Below are 20,601 nucleotides of genomic sequence, written 5' to 3' on the forward strand. Positions count from 1 at the left end.
GGGCCAAATGTGGGAGCGGGCTTGCTCGCGAATGCGGTGTGGCAGTCACCCGATGTATGGACTGATCCACCGCTTTCGCGAGCAAGCCCGCTCCCACATTTTAGTTCTGTGTCTAACTCAATAGCTGAGCCAGCTCTTCCCGGCAATACTCCACAAACAACTGCACCGGCTTGGTCAACGGCGCCCGCCGCAACCACACCGCCGACAACCCCGACCCCGTCACCGTCTCCGCCAACGGCACACACACCAGCTTCTGCCCGTCATAGGAGTACAGCGAAAACGGCTTGGTCACCAGAATCGAAAAGCCAAACCCGCGCCCCACCATCCCGCGCACCATCTCGATCGACGGCGAACTGAAGACAATATTCGGCGTCAGCCCACGCTCCTCAAAGATGCTCACGAAGTACGTCCGGCTCGGCAGCACATCCAGCAGAATCATCGGTTCCAACACCAAATCCGCCAACGACACCTTGGCCTGCTGCGCAAACCGGTGATCCGCCGGCAACAACGCATAGGGCTGCTGCGGCGGCATCAGCGGCGTGGTCTCGATGGCGCTGCCCAGGTCATGCTCAAACAGCATCGCCACGTCGATACTGCCGGCAGTCAGCGCCTGCACCAGCTCCTGCTGCTCACCGTCCCGCAGGCGGATTTCCACCCCCGGCCAGCGCTGCTTGAAGCCTGCAATCAAACGCGGCAAATACAGCGGCGCCACCGTCTCGAAACACCCGATATCGATCTGCCCGGCCACCACGTCGTTGTCTGCCAGAGCGTTCTGCTCGAATTCATGGGCGACCCGCAGCAGCTCCAGGGCCTTGCGGTAGAACCGTGCACCACTGGGGGTCAGCGACACGCCTTGGGCGTGATGGCGGATAAACAGCTGCACGCCAAAGCTGTCTTCCAACTGCTTGATGGCGGTCGACACCGACGGTTGCGCGATATAGAGCTTGCGCGAAGCCTCTGCCACGCTGCCGCACTCGGCGGTGGTTACAAAATATTTGAGCTGGCGCAAATTATAGGCAGCCATCGGGACCTCCAGAAACGTGGGATTTCGCCCCAAACAAGTCCATGCAACATACCGGAGCGAAAATCGCCGCGAGATATTATTTTTAAGGTCTATAGCAACAAACTTACTAATTTACCTACCCGTGACCATTGCACATGATCACTCCAACAACAAAAGCGACGCACACGCGCCGCCCAGCGAAGTACGTCAACGTACTCACCTTGCCTTGGAGCTCGTCATGGTTACCACTGCAACATCCTCCGCCCCGCTTATCGAAAAACACACGATTGGATACGTGCCCCCGGAAGATCGCCACGGAAAGGTAAGAGACCTGTTCACCCTGTGGTTCGGCGGCAACATCGCGCCGTTGCCCATCGTCACCGGCGCGCTGGCCGTGCAACTGTTCGGCCTGAACCTGGTGTGGGGCATCATCGCCATCCTCGTCGGCCACCTCGTCGGCGGCGTACTGATGGCGCTGCACTCGGCCCAAGGCCCGCAAATGGGCATCCCGCAAATGATCCAGAGCCGCGCCCAGTTCGGCTCCCTCGGTGCGCTGCTGGTGGTGGTAATCGCCGGCGTGATGTACATCGGCTTCTTCGCCTCCAACATCGTACTGGCGGGCAAATCCCTGCACGGCGTAGTCGATGCGATCCCGGTGCCAGTGGGCATCGTCATCGGCGCCATCGGCTCGGGCATCATCGGCATCATCGGCTACCGCTTCATCCACGTGCTCAACCGCATCGGCACCTGGGTGCTGGGCGCGGGCATCGTGCTGGGTTTCGGCTACATCTTCACCCATGTGCAGACGGCCGACTTCCTGACACGCGGCAACTTCAACATCTCCGGCTGGCTGGCCACCGTGTCGCTGGCCGCGCTGTGGCAGATCGCGTTTGCGCCGTACGTGTCTGACTACTCCCGCTACCTGCCGGCGGATGTGCCGGTGGCGTCGACCTTCTGGACCACCTATTTGGGCACCGTGCTCGGTTCCAGCCTGTCGTTCATCTTTGGTGCGGTTGCGGTACTGGCAACGCCGGTGGGCATGGACACCATGGACGCGGTCAAACTGGCGACCGGCTCCATTGGCCCGCTGATGCTGTTGCTGTTCCTGCTCAGCGTGATCAGCCACAACGCGCTTAACCTGTACGGTGCGGTGCTGTCATTGATCACCCTGGTACAGACCTTTGCCTACCGCTGGATCCCCACCGCCAAGGCGCGTGCCGTGATCTCGGTACTGGTGTTGGCGGCGTGTTCGATTGCGGCGGTGTTTGCGTCGAAGGATTTTATCGGGCACTTCGTGGACATGGTGTTGGTGCTGCTGGTGGTACTGGTGCCGTGGACGGCGATCAACCTGATCGACTTCTATGCGATCCATAAGGGCAAGTACGACATCGGTTCGATCTTCCGCGTGGATGGCGGGATTTACGGGCGGTACAACCCTCAGGCGCTGGTGGCGTATGCGGTGGGGATTGTGGTGCAGATTCCGTTTATGAATACGCCGCTGTATGTCGGGCCGATTTCGGCACACATCAACGGGGCGGATTTGTCCTGGTTGGTGGGGTTGGTGGTGACGTCGCCGCTGTATTTCTGGTTGGCGAGTCGGGACAGTGCGTATAAGCGCCGGTTGGACAGTGGGAAGTTGGTGGGTGGGGTTTGAGGCCCCCAGGGTTTGCTGATTAATTTTTGATTTTTTAGAAAACCCGCGATAGCGGGTTTTCTGGATTGCGAGCCTGCCCTTCGAATTGTGAGCAAAGGAAGCATATCGCCTGGTCCGCGCATCCATTTTTTTGGGAGGGGCAATCAGAGCTCCATAAAGTCGTCGTATTCACGATAGTGATTGACCGCTTTAATCAGGATCCCTTGGTCGAGTACCTCGATGTTCTTCTGGATAATCTGAGATATAGCTTGGAGAGTTTGCACGTCGAGCCACGTCTCGATGTCTTCCTGCTCCAATGATCGGGGAATGGGTTCCCCGACAGTATTTTCTACCGTTCCATACTCTTCTTCGAGTACGTCAATCTCTTCTTCGGTGATGTGATAGAACACCGCTTGGTCAGGCCGCTGCTCCCATTTTTCAAGATTTGTATATATCCAGTCGTTACCTGCGAGAACGTTGACGGTTTCGAAGAGGCTAGCGATACCTTGAATCTTTTTCATCAGAAACTCCCTATCTACACGGCGAACCGCCGACCCACGTTTTTCTACCGCCAATTCGCTTTCCGTTGTGGCCTTTAGGGTGGTAATCGCCATGACGATTTCTGTGATCCTCGTAACCCACCAGCTGTAGGTTTCCACCTACGACTGGATGGTGGTGGAGCCAGCCATTGCCGTCGTTCTAAACTTGCCGTTTGCTTTCGGAGTGACCCATTCCTGCTTATGGTTCAGCAGCCGGACCACTAGTTATTGCTCGACACTCAGGATTCACACAAGAATTAGCCGACCTCCTTACAACACGCATAACTAACGAGGTTTCATATTCTAGATCTAACTCACGTTTGAGCACCTGATGAACCGATCTACGATCTTTTCCCAACGTTCAATCCGCTTCGCCCACAAGGCCCTGAACGAATCGAACGAAATTTGTGCAGATAATTTCTTCCGCTTCAGCTTGATTTTCTTGCATGCTTAACTCACTGCGAAAGTTATCCGTCGTAAAGTAGCTAACGGAGCCAGAATCGACGTTAAGGCAAAAAAAACTCCCTCCCCAATCGTTCGCAAATGGAAGCAGATGACAAGGAATAACTTGCTTCTTCACCATGGTTTGATAGGTGAGCAACAGGTTAGATGGAGCATCCGAGATTGATTTGAAGGCTGCTACCTCCAACGGTTCATCCCGCTCGCCACTCACCCAATATGCCCGCTCAGGGACGCCCCCGTTGTACTTGGTGTAATGCTCTCGGAAAGAGCGCGGAAGCCTCGCTCCGATAGCAGATTCCAATGCTTCCAAGTCTGCGAGCGTCATAGTTCGTTCGCTATTTGAGAATTTGTTTTCCATCATCACCAACCTCCGCTTATGAGCAGCGCCCAATTTTAGCCTTAGGAATACTATTGACTAGCCAACCCTTCTTGGACGATATCAAGACTGATTCCACGCTTTCGTATCTGACCTTAAAGTGTTTTTCATACTGCGCCACTGAGCCGCTATGGGGAAAAGTGGCTTCTTGCGCAATAGTCTTAACCAGCTGCATGGTTGTGGTGCCAGTCTTCGGATTAAAGTCATCAACGTGATGCCAGGTGTAACCCGCCGCTGCTTTTTTAGAAACTCCAGCTATGTTGAACGCTTGAGTGAAATCGCGTCCTCTTGCGCCCTGCATTTTTATAATCACGCTATTTTTCTGTGTGCCTGTTGCAGGAAAGAGGTCACTACTACCCGTAAAGTCAATTCCGGCGAAAGCCCAGCCCCATGGATCAGCCCATCCAATCGGATTAGGTGCGTATCGATAAAGATTGATCCCACCCACCAACCCAATCGGATCCGGCGTCGTAAACCGCCCCACATCCGGATCATAAAACCGAAACGTGTTGTAGTGCAGCCCGGTCTCCCGGTCCAGGTACTGCCCCTGAAACCGCAGGTTCTGCTCTTCAATGTAGTAAGGCTCACGCACCTCCTCAACCGTGTTCCCCCACACCTGATACCGCGCCTGCCATACCGTCTGGCCATCCGCTTCGGTCAGTTGCTCAGGCAACCCGTTAAGGTCGTTGTGATAGTAGCGAACTTGCTGGTATTCCCCCGTGCCATCCACGCGGGCCAGCGGCTCATAGCCGTCACCGTCATAGATATAAAGGCTGGTCTGGCTATGCTTATGCTCCTGCAGCAAGCGCAGGCCATCCCAGACGAAGCGGGTTTCTCCCAGCAAATATCCGTTGCCGTCCCGTTCGGTCTTCGCAATTCGTCGCCCCAACGGGTCATAGGTCATTTTTACGACCGTTTCCCGCTCGCCCTGTTGGCTGTGCACTTCAATCAACCGGTGCTCGGCGTCATACGCAAAGCGTTGCCACCCACGCAAGGCACTGCGCTTTTCGATCAGCCGGCCAAAGCCATCGTAGCGATAACGTTTGTCCTGATAGGTCAATAACCTGTTGTGCCGCACCCAACCACCAGGGGCGTGTGGGCCGTCAAGCAAGTTGGCGGCGGCGTCGTAGGCGAAGGTCTCTTGCAGCCCCTGGACGCTGTCCTGGCTGGCGATGATCCGACCAGTAGCGTCGTAGTGCAGCCGTTGGCGTTGTTCGCGCCGGGCAGGCGTATCGGTTTCGGCCCGTTCAACCAGATCGTCGACGAGGTCATAATCAAAATGCTTTTGCTGTGCGGCCGGCAGTTGCACGGGCTGGCTTTTGGGGCTGCGCAGCCGTGAGCGCACGCGCCCGCCACGGTCGTAACCGGTTCGGGTGCTGATTTGGCCTTGGGTACGCAACACTTCGCGGTGCAGGCGGTCGCGTTCAAAATCACTGATCACCACGCCATCAAGATTGATCTGGTGCACATGCCCGCTGCCGTAATACAGGCGGTTGAGCCAGCGACCATCGGGCAGCTCGGACTGAGTCAGGTGACCGAGTTCGTCGTAGTGATGATTCAGACGGCCGGCCGTACTTTGTTCAGTGAGTAGCTGGCCGAGTGGGTCGTAGGCAAAGCTCAATGCCTGGCCGTGACCTTCGTTGTCGGTGAAGGTGATAGCGGTCAGTCGGTCGAGCAGGTTGTGGGTGTATTCGGTAACGCCATCATCCGTGGTTTTCACCTTCAGACGGCCAACAGCATCGCGCTCCAGTCGATGGATAATGGCTGTCGACTCATCGCTGCCAGGCGACGGGACGTGTTCGACCACTGTCACATTGTCCAGTGCGTCATAGGCGTATCGCCGGGCGCTGCCGTCCAGGTCGCGCTGTTCACTCAGGCGGTCGCCGTCATCCCAGGCAAAACGGTAGTGCTCGCCGTTTTCATTGGTCAGGGTGCGCAGGCGGCCATAGGCGTCGTAACGAAATCCAATTTTCCGACCATGGGCATCTATACGCTGGAGTACATGGCCACGACGCCCGTACTGATAGCGCGTGGTACTACCCGCTGCATCGGTGTAAGCCACCAACTGTCCGCTGGGATCTCGCTGATAGCACTCCGTCCGGTCTTTGGGGAACTCGACTTTCAGCAGCCGCCCTTGGGGGTCGTACGAATAGTGGACGCGCTCACCCTCGGCGTCGATGACAGTGCGCAAATGGCCACGCGGGTCATACTCAAAATACGTGGGGTAGCCTGAACAATCGGTGTGATGGATCACCTGGCCGAATTCATTCCAGCGCAGGACTTTGCGCTTGCCGCTGGCATCGGTGATTTCCACCGCCTGGCCGAAGGCATCGTAGCGATAAGCGGTGGCCTGGCCGAGCGGATCGATTGCTCTTATGCAATTGCCGCGTTGGTCGTACTGATAATGCCAGGCCTGCCCGGCGGCATCGGTTTCTACGAGAGGCAGCGACCAGTGCTCCAGCCACAGCGTGGAGTCGATGCGGCCCAGTGGGTCCTCTGTGGAACAAAGGTTGCCCGACTCGTCATAGCTGAACGTCCACTTCCCGCCCTGAGGGTCGATGGCGCCCAGCAATTGGCGCTCATCGTTCCATTCAAACTGCCAGGTTTGTCCGAGGTTGTCGGTGCACTCGGTGATCTGGTATTGCGGGTTCCACCTGCGTGTACTGACACGCTGCAAACCATCGATAATCCGGGTGGTTCCGGCTTGCAGGTCATAGTCGAACTGGTAGTGGTCACCTTCGTCGGTCCAGTGCCGGACAATGCGCCATTCGGCATCCTCCACGCAGCCCCATTGATAATAACAACGCAGGCCCGCAGGCAATTGGTGCTCAACCATGCGCCGGCCAGTGTTATAGGCAAAGCGACGCTGAACATGCCCTGTGGCACCACGGACCTCGGCCAAGTCCCCAGCGGCATCGTAGCGATAGCTGACCAGCACTTCGCGGGTTTGATCCGGGTACAGCCGTTCGATCTGCTCCACGCGCCCTGGCCATTGGCGGCTGTAGCCGAGTTCGATACGGACAAGGTCAAAGGTATTTCGCAACGCCAACAGCCGCCCGCTTGCGTTGTAGTCAAGGTAGATCCGGTTGTCGTTGCGATCGCCCAATTGGCTAAGGCGCAACCGTGAGGCGTTGTCCGGCGAGGGTTCAAATAACCGATACACCCCGTCGACACTTTCAATCAGCAATTGGCCGTTGGTGTTGCGCCGCACGCTCAACCCTTCGCCCGCACTGAACGCAGCTGCGCCCATGGGAATGACGCCCATGTCGATTCGCCGGGCCTGCTCGTCGGTGTAGATCAGTTGCTCACCGCCGCCCGGGTAGTTGCAGATCTCGACGAAGACCTCGTAGGTCACACTCCAACTGGCGCCAAACAATCCGTCGCGACGCTCATCACGGCTGCAGTAATAGCGTTGCCATTCGATGGGTAACAAGCCCGGCAACGAGAAATCCAGGTCATCTTCGCCGTCGAGAATCTTCGCGCCCGTCGCGCTGTGCACGGGATTGGGCGAAGCGACAATCGCCGACGACAGCGCATTGGTCACTTGGCTGGTGCCCCACGACACCAACCCGCCCACGGCCATGCATGGCAAATGGCTGAAGAACCTGGAGCCGCCGCCGCGCAATGTCATCAGCGTTGTAACCGCGAGCCCTACACCGGGTGTCTTGCCGCTGCGAATTTCACGCGCCACCACGGGCGCACCACCGATAAAAACGTTCGGCGAAATCAGCCCTGTCACCGCCCCAACCTTGGCCTCGCAGGTACTACGGTCGCCGCTGCGAACGGCGGGCTGCCCGTTGATGAAGACGCTGCTGGAACCCTCGGCCAAATACTGCTCCGGCATCGAAGGGTGTTTATGGCAGTCGATTTTGTCTGCCGGACAAGGCACGGCACCCGCCACCGGGGTCGCCACGGTAGGGCGCCATAGCTGAGAGAAGAATCCTTCGGCGATATCCAGATAGGTCGGGGCGTCACTGGCCTGCGTCACGACGCAAGCCATTTTCCCGGCAGCCCGAGCGGCGGGTTTGCCGTTGATGAATACGTCCGGCGAACCACTGCTGATGAAGGCGTCGATGACAGGCGGGAACAGCGCATCGGCGAAAGACTCACACAATCGTGAGAGACTTTTATCGGCGCCGGTCTTGTTCATCCCAAGGCCGACCACTAGACCAACGACGGCGCCGAGGACAATACAGCCGAGGCCGCCGGTCGCCACGGTAATACCCGTGGCCGCAACGACGGCAGCGGTCGCCAATGCAGTCACGGCCACGTTAGCCGCAATCTCCAGCACGCCGCCCAACACATCCGCCAGCATTGAGCTGTGCAGCAGTGCATCACCCTCGCGGGCAGCCCAAAGCGCGTCCGTCATGCGCAACGATCCCTGTCTGAAAAGACGGGGATCAAATCACGCTGTTATGACCTTGCTCAGGTGAGACTTTCCGAGGCATTCGTAGGAGGATTCCCAGGGTGAAATGATCGGGGATACTCAAAAGGGTCTCGACAGCTGCTTGGTTGCAGTTAACAAAACTGCCGCTTATAGTTCGCCCCGTCGCCGGCATCGGTCAGCGACAGGGTTTCGCAGCCCTACCAAAATAGAATCAACCTGCACAGTCATCAGACCCTCAGGCGGCTCCCGCCTGCGTCTAGCTTTATGGCGGCTGTGCGTGGGAGACCTTCGGGTCTGCCGGGGGTGATTCTTCCTGGTCTGCGAACCCGCGCACAGTTGCCACCCATTTTGTTTCGCAGCAGAAAGGTGGCAGTTCATTTTCCTAAATAGAATCGAACCTTATGACTACTCAACACACGCCCCACCGCTTCACCCCCATGTCCCAAACCGCCACCGAATCCCCCGTCCTGCTCATCGACAGCGACGCACCTCTCTGCGATCTCCATGCCTGCATCAGTGAACGCCTCAACGCAGCCCTCAAATACCTGCACCTGATGGCCTGTTCCAACGTGTCTGATTACGGCGAACAAGACATCAATACCGTCGCCGAAACCGCTCGAATCCTGGTCCAGGATGTGGCGGATGTGTTTGGGGTGATTGAGCGGCGTGGGATGCATGCACCTGTAGCCAGCTGATTTATTTCCAGCATTGAGAAAACCCGCATTGGCGGGTTTTCCAGTTATAGGGCTTGGCGAGTCTGGGTGGTGTCAGGGAGGCCGCCATCGCGGCCTCGCTAAAGCTCGACGGCTCCCACAGGGGGGGGCGGGGGTGTGGGTGGGTTTTGTGTTCGGCGGTGCTGTCGGGGTGTTCTTTCTTTATCATGGGGGCCGTCGTTCAACTTCTTCGGTAACCCAATGCCCGCCCTCACCTTCCGTAACGCCAACCCCGCCGACGCCAACCGTTGCTACGAAATCGAAATCACCGCCTACGAAGGCGACGAAGCCGCGACCCTGGAAAAGATCGCCACGCGCATTGCGCTGTACCCGCAAGGCTTTCTGATCCTGGAGGCGGATGGTGTTGTGGTCGGTTTCATCAACTGCGGTTGCGCCGATGAAGTGGTGATGTCGGATGAGGCCTTCAAGGAGTTGGTCGGGCATTCAGCCGATGCGCCGAATGTGGTGATCATGTCGGTGGTGGTTGACCCGGCTCATCAGGGCAAGGGTTATTCGACGCAGTTGATGGAGACGTTTATCCAGCGCATGCAGGCGATGGGCAAGAAGACCATTCACCTGATGTGCAAGGACCGTCATGTGGAGCTGTATAAGCGTATGGGCTACCGCTATGTGCAGCCGTCGGCGTCGGACCATGGGGGGATGGCGTGGCATGAGATGGTGATGGATCTATGAAGCCGCATCTGATTGAGGTCGGCGACCAGCCAGACGCCAAAGCCGAGCAGCTCCTGGGCAGCGGCCTCGCCGCCTTCAACGAGCACGTCACCGGGTCCAATGACCGACGTCCGTTGACGGTGCTGATCAAGCATCCCGACACCGGTGAAACCCTCGGCGGCATCACCGGCAAAACCAGCCTCGGCATGGCCTTTCTCGACCTGTTTCATCTGCCCGAGGCCCTGCGTGGCTCAGGCCTGGGCACAACGCTGCTGAAAGCATTCGAAGACGAAGCCCGTCACCGTGGCTGCCGCTCGGCGATGCTGTACACCCTCAGTTTCCAGGCCCCGGAGTTTTACGAGAAGAATGGCTGGGTGCGGTTTGGTGAAATCCCTTGCGACCCGGAAGGCAGCAGCCGGGTGTTCCTGAGCAAAATGCTCTGAGGAACTTACTTCACTCGATGTCGAACATACGCTCAATCAGCTTTATCGCCTGACGCCCATCCGCCGCATACAACCCAGCCAGCGCTTGTTGATCCGAAAGCCGGTGCAAGTTGAAGTGGTTGTAGAACGCTTGGCCGGTGCGCTGCGGTTCAAAATGACTCGCCTCAAGAAGGCGCAGGAACTCCAGATAAGCCAACTTCTCCAGTGCGAGGCGCTCAGCCATCACCCTGTCCTTCCAACGGGAAAATGACTTCCTGAGTGTCCAGGTTCTTGATCGTCGAGTACGTGCGGTACTCCACGCTGTAGGCACCCGGGTAGCCCTTGGTGCTGGCGGTCATGCGGAAGGTCACGACATACCGCTGGCCCCCGGCAAACACCACATCATCGGCGCCTTTGTTGCAGAAGGCGCCGCCGGTGCCCAAGGCGTTCATCGACACGTTGCACCAGCGCAATGAATGCTTGCCCGGAGCCAACTTGAGCGCCTGTTCACCGGACACATCAAGGATTGAACGTCGACCGGCGCCCGGGAGCGCAACGCCGTCTACTTCCGTGGCCAACACCAAGCGGTGAAACGGCACGCCCAGTTCACGTACCCGGAACGTTTCGAAGTACACCAGCGCTGCATTCGGGTGGTTGTCGGAGAGGTCGACCGGTTGCATTTTTTCCGGGGCCCAATCGCCTTGGTAGTTCTTGTAGTGGTAGTCGGAACAGGCGCCGAGCAGCGGGAATACACAGGCAACGGCGAGCTTTAACACTTTCATCGGATAAACGGTCCTTGTGAGCGATGGCATCATATCGACATCATTTCGATTTTCTTAAGTGCAATTGCTCACGCGTTAAGACTGAAGTCTTTTACCAAACAGCCGATTTTCATGGCTCTCATTCTGAAAAGTGTAAGTCGGCGCCCCCAGCAGCTCATAACCACGGCGCGGATAAAACCCCAGCGCCCGCTCATTGCCGACCCACACCGTCGCCCACAACAAAGAAGCGCCACCCTGCCCTGCGCGCTGTTCAGCCGCTTGCAGCAAACGGTAGCCGAGTCCGAGCCCGGTAAACCGTTCCTGGATGTAGAGCCGCTGCAACTCCGCCGCCTTCGGGGTTGAGATCAGCGCATGGCCGGTGTCCATCGCCACCTGGGCAAACCCCACCAGATGCCCGTTGGCTTCAGCGACGATGATGGCCGTGCCCGGCTGGGCGATCAGCGCGGAAATCGTCTGGGGCGAAAACGCGTGCAGCGCCTCGGCGGCGATTGAGTCGCGAATGCCTTCGGTGGCGTAAGTATCGAGAAAAACCTGCATGCCCAGCACACCAACGCATAACGCGTCTTCAGGCCGTGCATCGCGGATAAGCATGTCGGGGAGCATTCGAGGGGTACTCTCAAAATCAGCAAAGGCAACGTTTTAACACAACTGCACATCTCTGCAATTGCCAGCCTGAATTCGCCCCAGTAGGGTTATCGCTTCCCCCGCCAACAGGAGCCAGCAATGACCTGGTTTTCAGACCCCGACGCTGTTGCCCGTTACGCCGAAGGCCCGGTGAGGCTGGTGCCGGGTTTCGAGTCCCTGCAGCGCATGACCACGCTGCTGCTGCGCGAAACTGTCCCAGCCACCGGCAAGGTATTGGTACTCGGCGCAGGCGGCGGCCTGGAGTTGAAGAAGTTTGCCGACAGTCAGCCCGAGTGGCAGTTTGTGGGGGTGGACCCGTCTGCCGAGATGCTGAAGCTGGCCGAGACCACCTTGGGTCCGCTGATGGCCCGGGTGCAGTTGCATGAAGGCTATATCGATACCGCGCCCGAGGGGCCGTTTGATGCTGCGACGTCCTTGCTGACCTTGCACTTCATCCCGGCCGAAGAGCGTCTGCAAACCCTGAAAGAACTGTGGCGGCGCTTGTCGCCAGGCGCGCCTTTGATTGCGGCGCATCACAGCTTCCCCCAATCCTCGCCAGAGGAAAAAGCACGCTGGCTGAAGCGTTATGCCGCCTATGCGGTGGATTCCGGCGTGCCGCCTGAAGATGCGCAGCGGGCGATTGCCGCCATCAGCAGCCACTTGCCGGTGCTGTCGCCCGAAGACGATGAAGCGCTGCTACGGGAGGCAGGCTTTGAAGGTGTGGAACTGTTCTACGCGGGCTTCAGTTTCAAGGGTTGGATTGCCTACAAGCCCGCCTAGCTTCCGGGGGAGTCTTACCAACTCCCCGACGCCCCACCCCCACCGCTGGAGCCGCCACCCCCCGAAGAGCTGCTGCTGGAACTGGAACTCGAACCGGAGGAGCTGGAGCCCCCACCAGACCCCGACCCCGACCCGCCGCTGATACCATGGGCAAAGATGAACAGCGCCGCGAACGAAGCGAAGGGAAACGCCAGCAGCCACCCCGTGGCGCTCTTATCAATCAATGCCCCAGCGACTCCGTACACCACCAGCACCGCCACCAGCCGCACGATAAAGCCAACCTGGCTCTCTTGCCACATGCTCTTCATCACCAGGAACAGGCCGAGATACAGGCCCAGGACCAGCAACCCTGCGAATGGATAAGCCAGCCAGTGGATCAAGGATATCTCGCGTACGAAGTTATCGGTCAGCAGCACGCCGGCGATGTAGCCCAACAGCACCAGCACCGTGTAAAACGCCGCCCTCGCCTGCCACAACGCGCCGAAAGTAGCCCCACCGATCAACATGCACAGGGGCAGCAACAGCAAATAGACCGGCCAGTCCTTGCCGCCCGCCACCGCGACCAGCACCACGGTGACACCGACCACCGCCATCAGGGCCCGGCGCCAAGGGAGTTTTTCGGCGCCCATCAATACCCCGACCACCCCGCCAAACATGAATGCCAGGAGCACCGCATACGCTTCAGGCGGAAAGCCGGCCTTGGCCACCTCGGGCAAGTTGCCGCCGTCCACCAACAGCGTCAGGTCGTCCACCGCCTGTTGCACGCCGCCGGCGTAATCGCCCTGGCGAAAGGCCGGGGTGATGTGTTCTTCGATAATGCGGTGGGCCAGCAGGTCGGTGACCACGCCCTCCAGGCCGTAACCGACTTCGATACGCACCTTACGATCGTCCTTCGCCACCAGCAGCAGGATGCCGTCGTTGACGTCCTTGCGCCCCAGTTTCCAGGCACGGAACAGTTGGTTGGCGAAGTCCTCAATGCCCACGCCCTGGGTGCTTGGCAGCAGCATCACTGCCACCTGGGCGCCCTTGCGTTGTTCCAGGCCGGCAAGTTGCGTGGTCATGCGCGATTGAGTGGCCGCGTCGAGGGTGTGGGTCAGGTCGATCACGCGCTGGTCCAGCGCAACCGTGACCGGCGCCGGGGGAACGGTATCGGCCCACACCTGCGTACCGGAAACGATCAGCAGCAAGCCCAAGACACATTGCCGTAGGAACACCATCATGTTTTGTTACCTGAAGTTTCATCCTGAATCGGCCGACTTTACCCTATCGACGCTATAAACAGGTGACCCAACGCCACCGACTATTTAGACTCACATCACCCCCACACACGCCCTACACGAGAACGCCATGGACCTTCAGCAGCGCAACAACGTCAGGGTGTATGGCAGCGGTCCCACGACCCTGGTTTTTTCCCATGGTTTCGGGTGTGATCAAACCATGTGGAATTACCTGTTTCCTCACTTCACCGGGCGCTTCCGTGTGGTGCTGTATGACCTGGTGGGAGCTGGCCAGTCTGACCTGAGCGCGTACGACAGCGAAAAATACAGCTCACTGGCCGGCTACGCCCATGATCTGGGTGAGGTCATTGATGAATACGCCGTGGGCCCGGTGGTGCTGGTGGGGCACTCCGTCAGCGCCATGATCGGCGCCCTGGCCGATCGCCAGGCCCCCGGAAAAATCGCCGCCCATGTGATGATCGGCCCTTCGCCCTGCTATATCGATTCCGGTGCCTACACGGGCGGGTTCACCCTCGAGGATATCCATTCATTGCTCGATACCCTCGACAGCAATTACCTCGGCTGGTCCAGCACCATGGCCCCGGTGATCATGGGCGCGCCCGGGCAACCGGCCCTCGGCGAAGAACTGACCAACAGCTTCTGCCGCACCGAGCCCGACATCGCCAAGCGCTTCGCACGGGTGACGTTCCTGTCGGACAATCGCCAGGACATCGCCGGCCTGATGACCCCCACCCTGATTCTGCAATCCACCGACGACTTGATCGCACCGGTCTGCGTGGGTGAATACCTGCACGCGGCGTTGCCCGCCAGCACGTATTGCCTGGTCGATAACGTGGGGCATTGCCCGCACATGAGTGCACCTGGGGCCTGCTCAGCGGCCATGGACAGTTTCCTGTTGCCATGGGTAGGTGCCGATGCCAGTCGATAACCTGTCGTTGCCGGATCCTCAACGTTTGTTCGACGGCGCGCCCTGCGCCTTGGTGGTTACCCGGGAAGACGGCACCATCGTGCAGGCCAACCAGTGCTTCAGCGACTGGACCGGCTTCAGCGTCGATGAGTTGAAAGAACGGCGGTTTCAGAACTTGCTGACGATGGGCGGGCGGATCTTCCATCAGACGCACCTGGGGCCGCTGATGAAAATGCAGGGCTCCATCGCTGAAGTAAAACTCGACCTGCTGCACCGTGACCGACGCACCGTCACGGTATTGCTCAACGGCGTCAGGTACGAACATGCCGGCATTGCCTATAACGAACTGGCCCTCTTCGGCACCACCGACCGCGACAAGTACGAGCGTGAACTGCTCAATGCCCGCAAACTGGCTGAAGCCTTGTTGCAGGAAAAGACCGCCACTGAAGTCGCGCTGCAGCAGGCCCAGGCCGAACTGAGCAGCGCCTATGAAATCGCCCAGCGCCGGGCGCTGTTTGCCGAGCAGATGGTCGCGATTGTCAGCCATGACCTGAAGAACCCGCTTACCGCGATCAAGATGGCCTCGGAGTTCCTCGCCCGTGGCGAGCGAAGCCCCAAGGAGCGCCAACTCCTGGGGCATATCGGCCTGTCCACCGAACGGGCGCAGCGGATGATCGCCGACTTGCTGGACTTCACTCAGGCCCGAGTCGGCCAGGGCATTGGCATCAACCCCGTAGCACTCGACCTGCACACCGTCACCCGTGACAGTCTCGACGAGTTGCGGGTGGCCTTCCCCAAGGCGATCCTCGAACATCACGCCACGGGCAGCGCCCGCACGTTCCTGGATGCCGACCGCATCCAACAGATCATCGGCAACCTGGTGGCCAACAGCGTGGCGTACGGCGATCTGCAACAGCCGATTACCGTCACCTCGCACCAGGACGCGCAAGAGAGCCGGCTCTCGGTGCATAACCACGGCCCGGCCATTCCCGAAGCGTTGATGGCTGGCTTGTTTGAACCCATGACGCGAGGCACGGAGCAGGACAGTGAGGTGCGTAGCGTTGGCCTGGGGCTGTTTATCGTGCGGGAAATCGCCAAGGCCCATGATGGAGGCGTTTCGGTGAGCTCAAGCCCGGACCAGGGCACCACCTTCAGTGTGCACTTTCCATTGCGCCACCCATGAGTGCGGCAGCCACCGTGCCGTGAACAACGGTTTGCACAGCCCCCGTCAACACCACGCCGCCGTGCCCGTCCCACTGCACCGTCACGGTACCGCCATCGCATTGCACGTCGACGGTGTCATCCAGCAGCCCACGACGAATCCCGTTGACCACCGCACCACAACAGCACGAGCCCGAGCCCTGCGGGATGCCGCCGCCCCGTTCCCAGATGCGCAGACGGATATGGCTGCGGTCCAGCACTTGCACGAAATGCACGTTGGTCTTGCTGGGGAACAGCGGGTGGGTTTCCAGCGACGGCCCAAGCGTCGCGATATCGACCGCCGCAAGGTCGTCGACGAAGAAGGTGCAATGCGGGTTGCCCATGCTGCAGGCCGCCGGGGCGCCCTCCAGCGGCAAGCGTTCGGTGTCCATCGCTTGCGCCAGCGGAATGTCTTCCCAGCCCAGTGAAGGCCGCCCCATGTCCACCGACACCCGTTGCCCCGATTCGCGCACGCAGGTCAGCAGCCCCCGGTTGGTTCGCAGCACGATGGTGGCGGTGCCGGCTTCGCGCATCAGCATGTCCGCCACTCCACGGGTGGCGCTGCCGCAGGTGTCGAGCGGGGTGCCGTTGGGGTTCCAGAATGTGATGCGGGCAGCGGCGTCGGCGCAATCGAGCACCACGGCCAATTGATTGAAACCGATGCCGCGATGACGGTCCCCCAGGCGGCGGGCGATGTGTGCGGTGATCGGGTCATCCTGGCCGCGTCGGTCGATCACGATGAAGTCATCACCGTGGGCGTGCATCTTCACGAACTGCAAGGTCATGGGGCGTCCTTTTCTAGACCGGGCAAGCCCTGCAAGGATAGAGGGCTGGCGGGTATTTCATCAAATACCCATCACGGGCATGGTAGCGTGACTTTGCCCCACCCGGGTCAACCCATCCCTGAGGAACAGCATGCTACAACGCCCTCTGAAAAACGTGGCCCTGGCCGCGCTGCTCGCCTCGTTCGCCCAAGCCGCCTTTGCCGCGCCCACGGTGCTGATTGCCTGCCAGCCCGCCACCTCAAATCCGACCTCCAAATCGCTCCTGGCCGCCGCCCAGCGCCACCTCGGTGACCAGCCCGACGCCCTGCCCCATCTGCACACCGAAGGCACGCTGCCCAACCACGGCATTCGCGAGCAAAGCATCGCCGCCGAGAAGGATTGGCCAGTGATGCGCCAGGCTGCCCTGGCCTGGCGCCTGAGCCGCGACACGCGCTATCTCAAGCAAGTGGATGACTACCTCAGCGCGTGGGCCAGCACCTATCAGCCGGACTTCAACCCGATCGACGAAACCAACCTCGATATGCTGATGAACGCCTACGCCCTCACCGCCAGCGATCTGCGCCCCCAGACCCGCGACGCCACCCGCGCGTTGCTGACCAACCTGGGCAATGGCTATATCGAACGCATCAAGCAGTTCCACGGCGCCAAGAAGGCCACCAACACCAATAACTGGCAGAGTCATCGCGTGAAGCTGGTGACAGTAGCCGCCGCCGCATTGGGCGACCGCGAGATGCTGGAAGAGGCCTTCAAGCTGTTCCAGCAACAGATCACCGACAACGTGCTGCCCGACGGTTCGGTGACCGACTTCCACGACCGTGACGCCCTGCACTACGTGGTCTACGACCTGGAGCCGCTGGTGCAGGCGGCGCTGGCGGCCAAGCCCTACGGCATTGGCGGCAACTGGCTGGACTTCACCGCGCCCCACGGCGGCTCGCTGAGCGAAGCACTGGACTGGCTCGCACCGTATGCCAAAGGCCAGCGCAGCCACGAAGAATTCGTGAACACCCACGTGCAGTTCGACAGGGACCGCGTCCGCATCGGCGAACCGGGCTACAGCGGCGAGTGGAACCCCAAGAGCAGCAATACCCTGTACTGGCTGGCAGCGCAGTTGGACGCGCGGTATTTGCCGGTGGCCGAACAGCTCTCGCCCAAACCTTCGGACTGGATCAGCGCCTGTTATTTGAAGTGAGTCACCCGTTAGACTGGCCTGCCACTCATTCGAAGGATCGACGATGCTTATTGTGTTCAGCGGCCTGCCCGGCACCGGGAAGACCACGATTGCCAAGGCCCTTGCTGCCCAGACCGGTGCCGTTTACCTGCGCATCGATACCATCGAGCAGGCCATCCGGGATGCCGGGGTACTGGAGCAAGGCGTGGGCAGCAGCGGCTATCAGGTGGCCAATGCGCTGGCGTTGAGCAACCTTCTGCTGGGCCACACGGTTGTCGCTGACTGCGTGAACCCGGTGGCTGAAAGTCGTCAGGCGTGGCGCGACACCGCTCTGCGCGCGGGTAAGCCGCTGGTGAATATTCAGGTGATTTGCTCCGATACGCCGGAACATCAACGCCGCGTGGAATCACGCACCAGCGACATTCCAGGGCTTGCGCCACCCAGTTGGCAGTCTGTCCTGGCCCATGAATATGAGCCATGGGCCGAGCCGCCCTTTACTGTCGATACCGCGCACTTGTCGCCCGATCAGGTGCTGACGATGATCAACCCGCAGCTAAGGGCTTAGAGCGCACTCTCCATCGCTTTCATCAACACCGGATCCCGCCCGTAAATATCCGGCGCGTACAGCAACGCGCCCTGGCCATCGACCTGCACCGTCCAGTACCCCAACAACACGGGTACTGGCGTCGCGAGCCGGAACTCATGGGTGATGTCCGTCGCCAGCAGTTCTTCGGTGCGGATCTTCTCTGCCGGGCTCACCAGCAAGTCCCGCAGCAGCAGTGGCTGCTCAACCCTCACACACCCCGAACTGAAGGCCCGCGGGCCCTTGGAGAACAGCGGTTGGCTCGGTGTGTCGTGCAGGTACACCGAATACGGGTTGGGAAAACGCAGCACGATCCGGCCCAGCGGGTTGCGCGGGCCGGCGCCCTGGCGCAGCAGGATGTTGCCGGGGTGCGACCAGTCGACCTGCTCCGGCGCCAGTGGGTTGCCCTGGCTGTCGAGCACTTGCAGGTTCTGTTGGCGCAGGTATTCGGGGTTCAGGCGGATCGCCGGCAGCTTGTCCTCGCGCATGATGGTGGGCGGGATAGTCCAGGTGGGGTTCAGGGTCAGCCGGGTAATGCGCGACTTCAGCAACGGCGTCTGGCGGTCGGCGCGGCCGACTTGCAGGCGGGTTTGCCACACGGGCACACCGCCTTGGTAGAAGCTCAGTTGCGCCGCCGCAACGTTTACCAGCACACCGTCGGGCTCCATGTCCCGGGACAACCAGCGAAACCGCTCAAGGTTGATGCGCAGTTGTTCGCGGCGAATCGCCGGGCTGATGTTCAGTTCGGTGACGGTGCCGGGGCCGATCACGCCGTCGGCTTGCAGGGAATGGCTTTGCTGGAAGGTCTTGACCGCGTTAACCAACTCGCCCCGGTACTGCGTCCCCGAAGAAGGGCTGGCCAGGTAGCCGCCATTGACCATCCGCCGCGCCAGTTGCGGCACCCGCGAATCGTCCATGCCCGGACGTAACAGCGGGCCGCTGGCCACCGCGTCCCAATGCTGCAACGGCTGTTGGCGCAAGGCGGCATAGGCGCTGCGCAGGCTGAGGTACAACGGCGCGCTTGGGCGGGCCTGGTCGAAGGCTTGGGCGATGTCCTGCAAACCGGGCCCGGCCAGCGCCAGCAGTTGGGTGTCGGGGTCAAGGGCCGGCGGTTGCGAATGCCAGACAGGCTCGAAGCTCGACTGCTGCAAGCGACCGAAATGCAGGTCCTGCAGGGCTTGCAAGTACTGCTGGCTGGTGCCGATGTCGCTGCACAGCACGTTATCCGTGGCTTCGACCGGCGGCAGTCTATAGTGATCGGGGTCGAGGCCGTCATCGGCCAGCATCAGCAGTTGGGCTTGCAACGCGCTGCGGCGTTCGCCCTCGGACCAGAGCACCACGTCGCCCTGCTGCTGATAAAAAGCCTGCAGGCGCGCCTGGGAAGGCGCATCGATTTGCCCGGCAAGGCCTGGGCAAACCGTCGACAATTGCGAGAGCGCCAGTTGCACCGGGGCCGGCGAGACCACCAACAGGTCTTCGGCTGTCGCGACCAGCGGTGCAACGAGCAGGCAAATGCTCAAGAAACATGCGTGTTTTTTGAACAATCGCTTAGCTCCCATCCACGGCGGAGATGCTTTATACATGCTGACCTTTTGCTGCCGACTCGGCCTGATCATCTCTACCTTTGCCTCGCTGAGCACCGTTGCGCTCGCAGACACGGGTAAACCTCTTACTCTGTATAGCAGCCTCGCCCACGCCGCTCCAGAACTCAACCCCGACGTATTGAAAAGAGCCTTGAGCGCCATGCAATGCGCGGTGGGCAATGGCATCGAACAGTCCGACCGGCTGGCCGTTATCGACTATTCCCAACCTTCGACCGCTCGTCGTCTATGGATCTTCGACCTGCGCAAGAAGACATTAGTGCTGCGGGATTTGGTGGCCCACGGGCAAAAATCCGGAGAAAACTTCGCCACCCAGTTCTCCAACCGTGAAGGCAGCTACCAATCGAGTATCGGGCTGTTCCGCACCCAGGAGAGCTACGAAGGCGCCCATGGCTACTCGTTGCGCATGGACGGCCTGGAACCGGGTTTCAATGACCGTGCGCGGGACCGTGCCATCGTGATTCATGCCGCCGACTACGTGAGCCCCTTGTGGAGCAAGCGTGAAGGCCGCATCGGCCGCAGCCAGGGTTGCCCGGCCGTGCGCCCGCAAGTGGCGCGCCAGGTGGTGGATAAACTCAAGGATGGCCAGTTCATGTTTTCCTGGTACCCCGACCAGCGCTGGCTGAAGTCCTCGGCGTACCTGAACTGCAAGCCACGCCAGATGGCGAGTGCCGGCACGGTCAAAGGCGGTTGATGGGCTGGCCGTTGCCGTGCACCATGCGGCAC

Annotated in this window: 20 protein-coding genes; 10 read left to right on the plus strand and 10 right to left on the minus strand. The window is 60.1% G+C overall.

The features are described from left to right. Positions 1-112 precede the first annotated feature (112 nt). Positions 113-1,024 carry a LysR substrate-binding domain-containing protein gene (locus NVB75_RS05835; RefSeq protein ID WP_258346408.1) on the minus strand — a complete coding sequence of 304 codons (912 nt, stop codon included), beginning with the start codon at positions 1,022-1,024 and terminating at the stop codon, positions 113-115. Between the two features lie 217 nt (positions 1,025-1,241). Between NVB75_RS05835 and NVB75_RS05840 the strand changes: the two genes are divergently transcribed. Continuing rightward, on the plus strand, positions 1,242-2,657 hold the full coding sequence (locus tag NVB75_RS05840) for a cytosine permease (protein WP_258346409.1): 1,416 nt from the start codon (positions 1,242-1,244) through the stop codon (positions 2,655-2,657). 143 nt (positions 2,658-2,800) lie between these two features. On the opposite strand, the gene NVB75_RS05845 is transcribed toward NVB75_RS05840, so the two are convergent. The 3 genes from NVB75_RS05845 to NVB75_RS05855 form a co-directional block, all read right to left on the minus strand. Further along, a complete protein-coding gene (locus NVB75_RS05845) occupies positions 2,801-3,250 on the minus strand; it encodes a hypothetical protein (RefSeq protein ID WP_258346410.1) in 450 nt (149 codons plus the stop codon). Between the two features lie 286 nt (positions 3,251-3,536). Continuing rightward, positions 3,537-3,998: an SMI1/KNR4 family protein gene (locus NVB75_RS05850; RefSeq protein ID WP_258346411.1), complete on the minus strand. Its 462-nt coding sequence runs from the start codon at positions 3,996-3,998 to the stop codon at positions 3,537-3,539. 13 nt (positions 3,999-4,011) lie between these two features. Beyond that, on the minus strand, positions 4,012-8,382 hold the full coding sequence (locus tag NVB75_RS05855) for an RHS repeat-associated core domain-containing protein (RefSeq protein ID WP_258346412.1): 4,371 nt from the start codon (positions 8,380-8,382) through the stop codon (positions 4,012-4,014). Between the two features lie 419 nt (positions 8,383-8,801). On the opposite strand from NVB75_RS05855, the gene NVB75_RS05860 reads away from it, so the two are divergent. The 3 genes from NVB75_RS05860 to NVB75_RS05870 all read left to right on the plus strand — a co-directional run bounded on the left by NVB75_RS05860 (position 8,802) and on the right by NVB75_RS05870 (position 10,228). Beyond that, positions 8,802-9,095 (plus strand): fructose-bisphosphate aldolase, encoded by a 294-nt coding sequence (locus tag NVB75_RS05860; protein ID WP_258346413.1) that lies wholly within the window; start codon positions 8,802-8,804, stop codon positions 9,093-9,095. Positions 9,096-9,314: 219 nt separating this feature from the next. Beyond that, positions 9,315-9,806 carry a GNAT family N-acetyltransferase gene (locus NVB75_RS05865; RefSeq protein WP_258346414.1) on the plus strand — a complete coding sequence of 164 codons (492 nt, stop codon included), beginning with the start codon at positions 9,315-9,317 and terminating at the stop codon, positions 9,804-9,806. Further along, a complete protein-coding gene (locus NVB75_RS05870) occupies positions 9,803-10,228 on the plus strand; it encodes an N-acetyltransferase (RefSeq protein WP_093197772.1) in 426 nt (141 codons plus the stop codon). Before NVB75_RS05865 ends, NVB75_RS05870 begins: the two co-directional genes overlap by 4 nt. 10 nt (positions 10,229-10,238) lie before the next feature. On the opposite strand, the gene NVB75_RS05875 is transcribed toward NVB75_RS05870, so the two are convergent. From NVB75_RS05875 to NVB75_RS05885, 3 genes are all read right to left on the minus strand, one after another. Next, entirely contained in the window at positions 10,239-10,451 is a 213-nt protein-coding gene (locus NVB75_RS05875) for a hypothetical protein (protein WP_063030888.1), read from the minus strand. Then, a complete protein-coding gene (locus NVB75_RS05880) occupies positions 10,444-10,989 on the minus strand; it encodes a hypothetical protein (protein ID WP_017475120.1) in 546 nt (181 codons plus the stop codon). Before NVB75_RS05880 ends, NVB75_RS05875 begins: the two co-directional genes overlap by 8 nt. A gap of 75 nt (positions 10,990-11,064) precedes the next feature. After that, complete coding sequence (locus tag NVB75_RS05885) at positions 11,065-11,580, minus strand: GNAT family N-acetyltransferase (RefSeq protein WP_258346415.1); 516 nt, start codon at positions 11,578-11,580, stop codon at positions 11,065-11,067. A 132-nt stretch (positions 11,581-11,712) separates the two neighbouring features. On the opposite strand from NVB75_RS05885, the gene NVB75_RS05890 reads away from it, so the two are divergent. Further along, entirely contained in the window at positions 11,713-12,393 is a 681-nt protein-coding gene (locus NVB75_RS05890) for a class I SAM-dependent methyltransferase (protein WP_258346416.1), read from the plus strand. A gap of 14 nt (positions 12,394-12,407) precedes the next feature. On the opposite strand, the gene NVB75_RS05895 is transcribed toward NVB75_RS05890, so the two are convergent. Then, on the minus strand, positions 12,408-13,613 hold the full coding sequence (locus NVB75_RS05895; protein ID WP_258346417.1) for a YgcG family protein: 1,206 nt from the start codon (positions 13,611-13,613) through the stop codon (positions 12,408-12,410). 127 nt (positions 13,614-13,740) lie between these two features. On the opposite strand from NVB75_RS05895, the gene NVB75_RS05900 reads away from it, so the two are divergent. Next, positions 13,741-14,559, plus strand: coding sequence for an alpha/beta fold hydrolase (locus tag NVB75_RS05900; RefSeq protein ID WP_258346418.1), 819 nt, complete (start codon positions 13,741-13,743; stop codon positions 14,557-14,559). Beyond that, complete coding sequence (locus tag NVB75_RS05905) at positions 14,546-15,721, plus strand: PAS domain-containing sensor histidine kinase (RefSeq protein ID WP_258346419.1); 1,176 nt, start codon at positions 14,546-14,548, stop codon at positions 15,719-15,721. The genes NVB75_RS05900 and NVB75_RS05905 overlap by 14 nt, the downstream gene beginning before the upstream one ends. Here NVB75_RS05905 and dapF read toward each other — a convergent pair. After that, entirely contained in the window at positions 15,690-16,523 is an 834-nt protein-coding gene (gene dapF / locus NVB75_RS05910) for a diaminopimelate epimerase (RefSeq protein ID WP_258346420.1), read from the minus strand. The genes NVB75_RS05905 and dapF overlap by 32 nt on opposite strands. 130 nt (positions 16,524-16,653) lie before the next feature. Here dapF and NVB75_RS05915 point away from each other — a divergent pair, with 130 nt between their 5' ends. Further along, positions 16,654-17,712, plus strand: coding sequence for an alginate lyase family protein (locus tag NVB75_RS05915; protein WP_258346422.1), 1,059 nt, complete (start codon positions 16,654-16,656; stop codon positions 17,710-17,712). Between the two features lie 43 nt (positions 17,713-17,755). After that, positions 17,756-18,256 carry an AAA family ATPase gene (locus tag NVB75_RS05920; protein WP_258346423.1) on the plus strand — a complete coding sequence of 167 codons (501 nt, stop codon included), beginning with the start codon at positions 17,756-17,758 and terminating at the stop codon, positions 18,254-18,256. Here NVB75_RS05920 and NVB75_RS05925 read toward each other — a convergent pair. Further along, the gene (locus NVB75_RS05925) at positions 18,253-19,818 is read right to left on the minus strand and encodes a murein L,D-transpeptidase (protein WP_258346424.1); all 1,566 of its coding nucleotides are present in this window, start codon (positions 19,816-19,818) and stop codon (positions 18,253-18,255) included. The genes NVB75_RS05920 and NVB75_RS05925 overlap by 4 nt on opposite strands. 37 nt (positions 19,819-19,855) lie before the next feature. Here NVB75_RS05925 and NVB75_RS05930 point away from each other — a divergent pair, with 37 nt between their 5' ends. Next, positions 19,856-20,569 carry a murein L,D-transpeptidase catalytic domain family protein gene (locus NVB75_RS05930; protein ID WP_023658766.1) on the plus strand — a complete coding sequence of 238 codons (714 nt, stop codon included), beginning with the start codon at positions 19,856-19,858 and terminating at the stop codon, positions 20,567-20,569. Positions 20,570-20,601: the final 32 nt, after the last annotated feature.

Origin of the sequence: Pseudomonas sp. CBS, assembly GCF_024734645.1 — a bacterium.
Lineage (GTDB): Bacteria > Pseudomonadota > Gammaproteobacteria > Pseudomonadales > Pseudomonadaceae > Aquipseudomonas.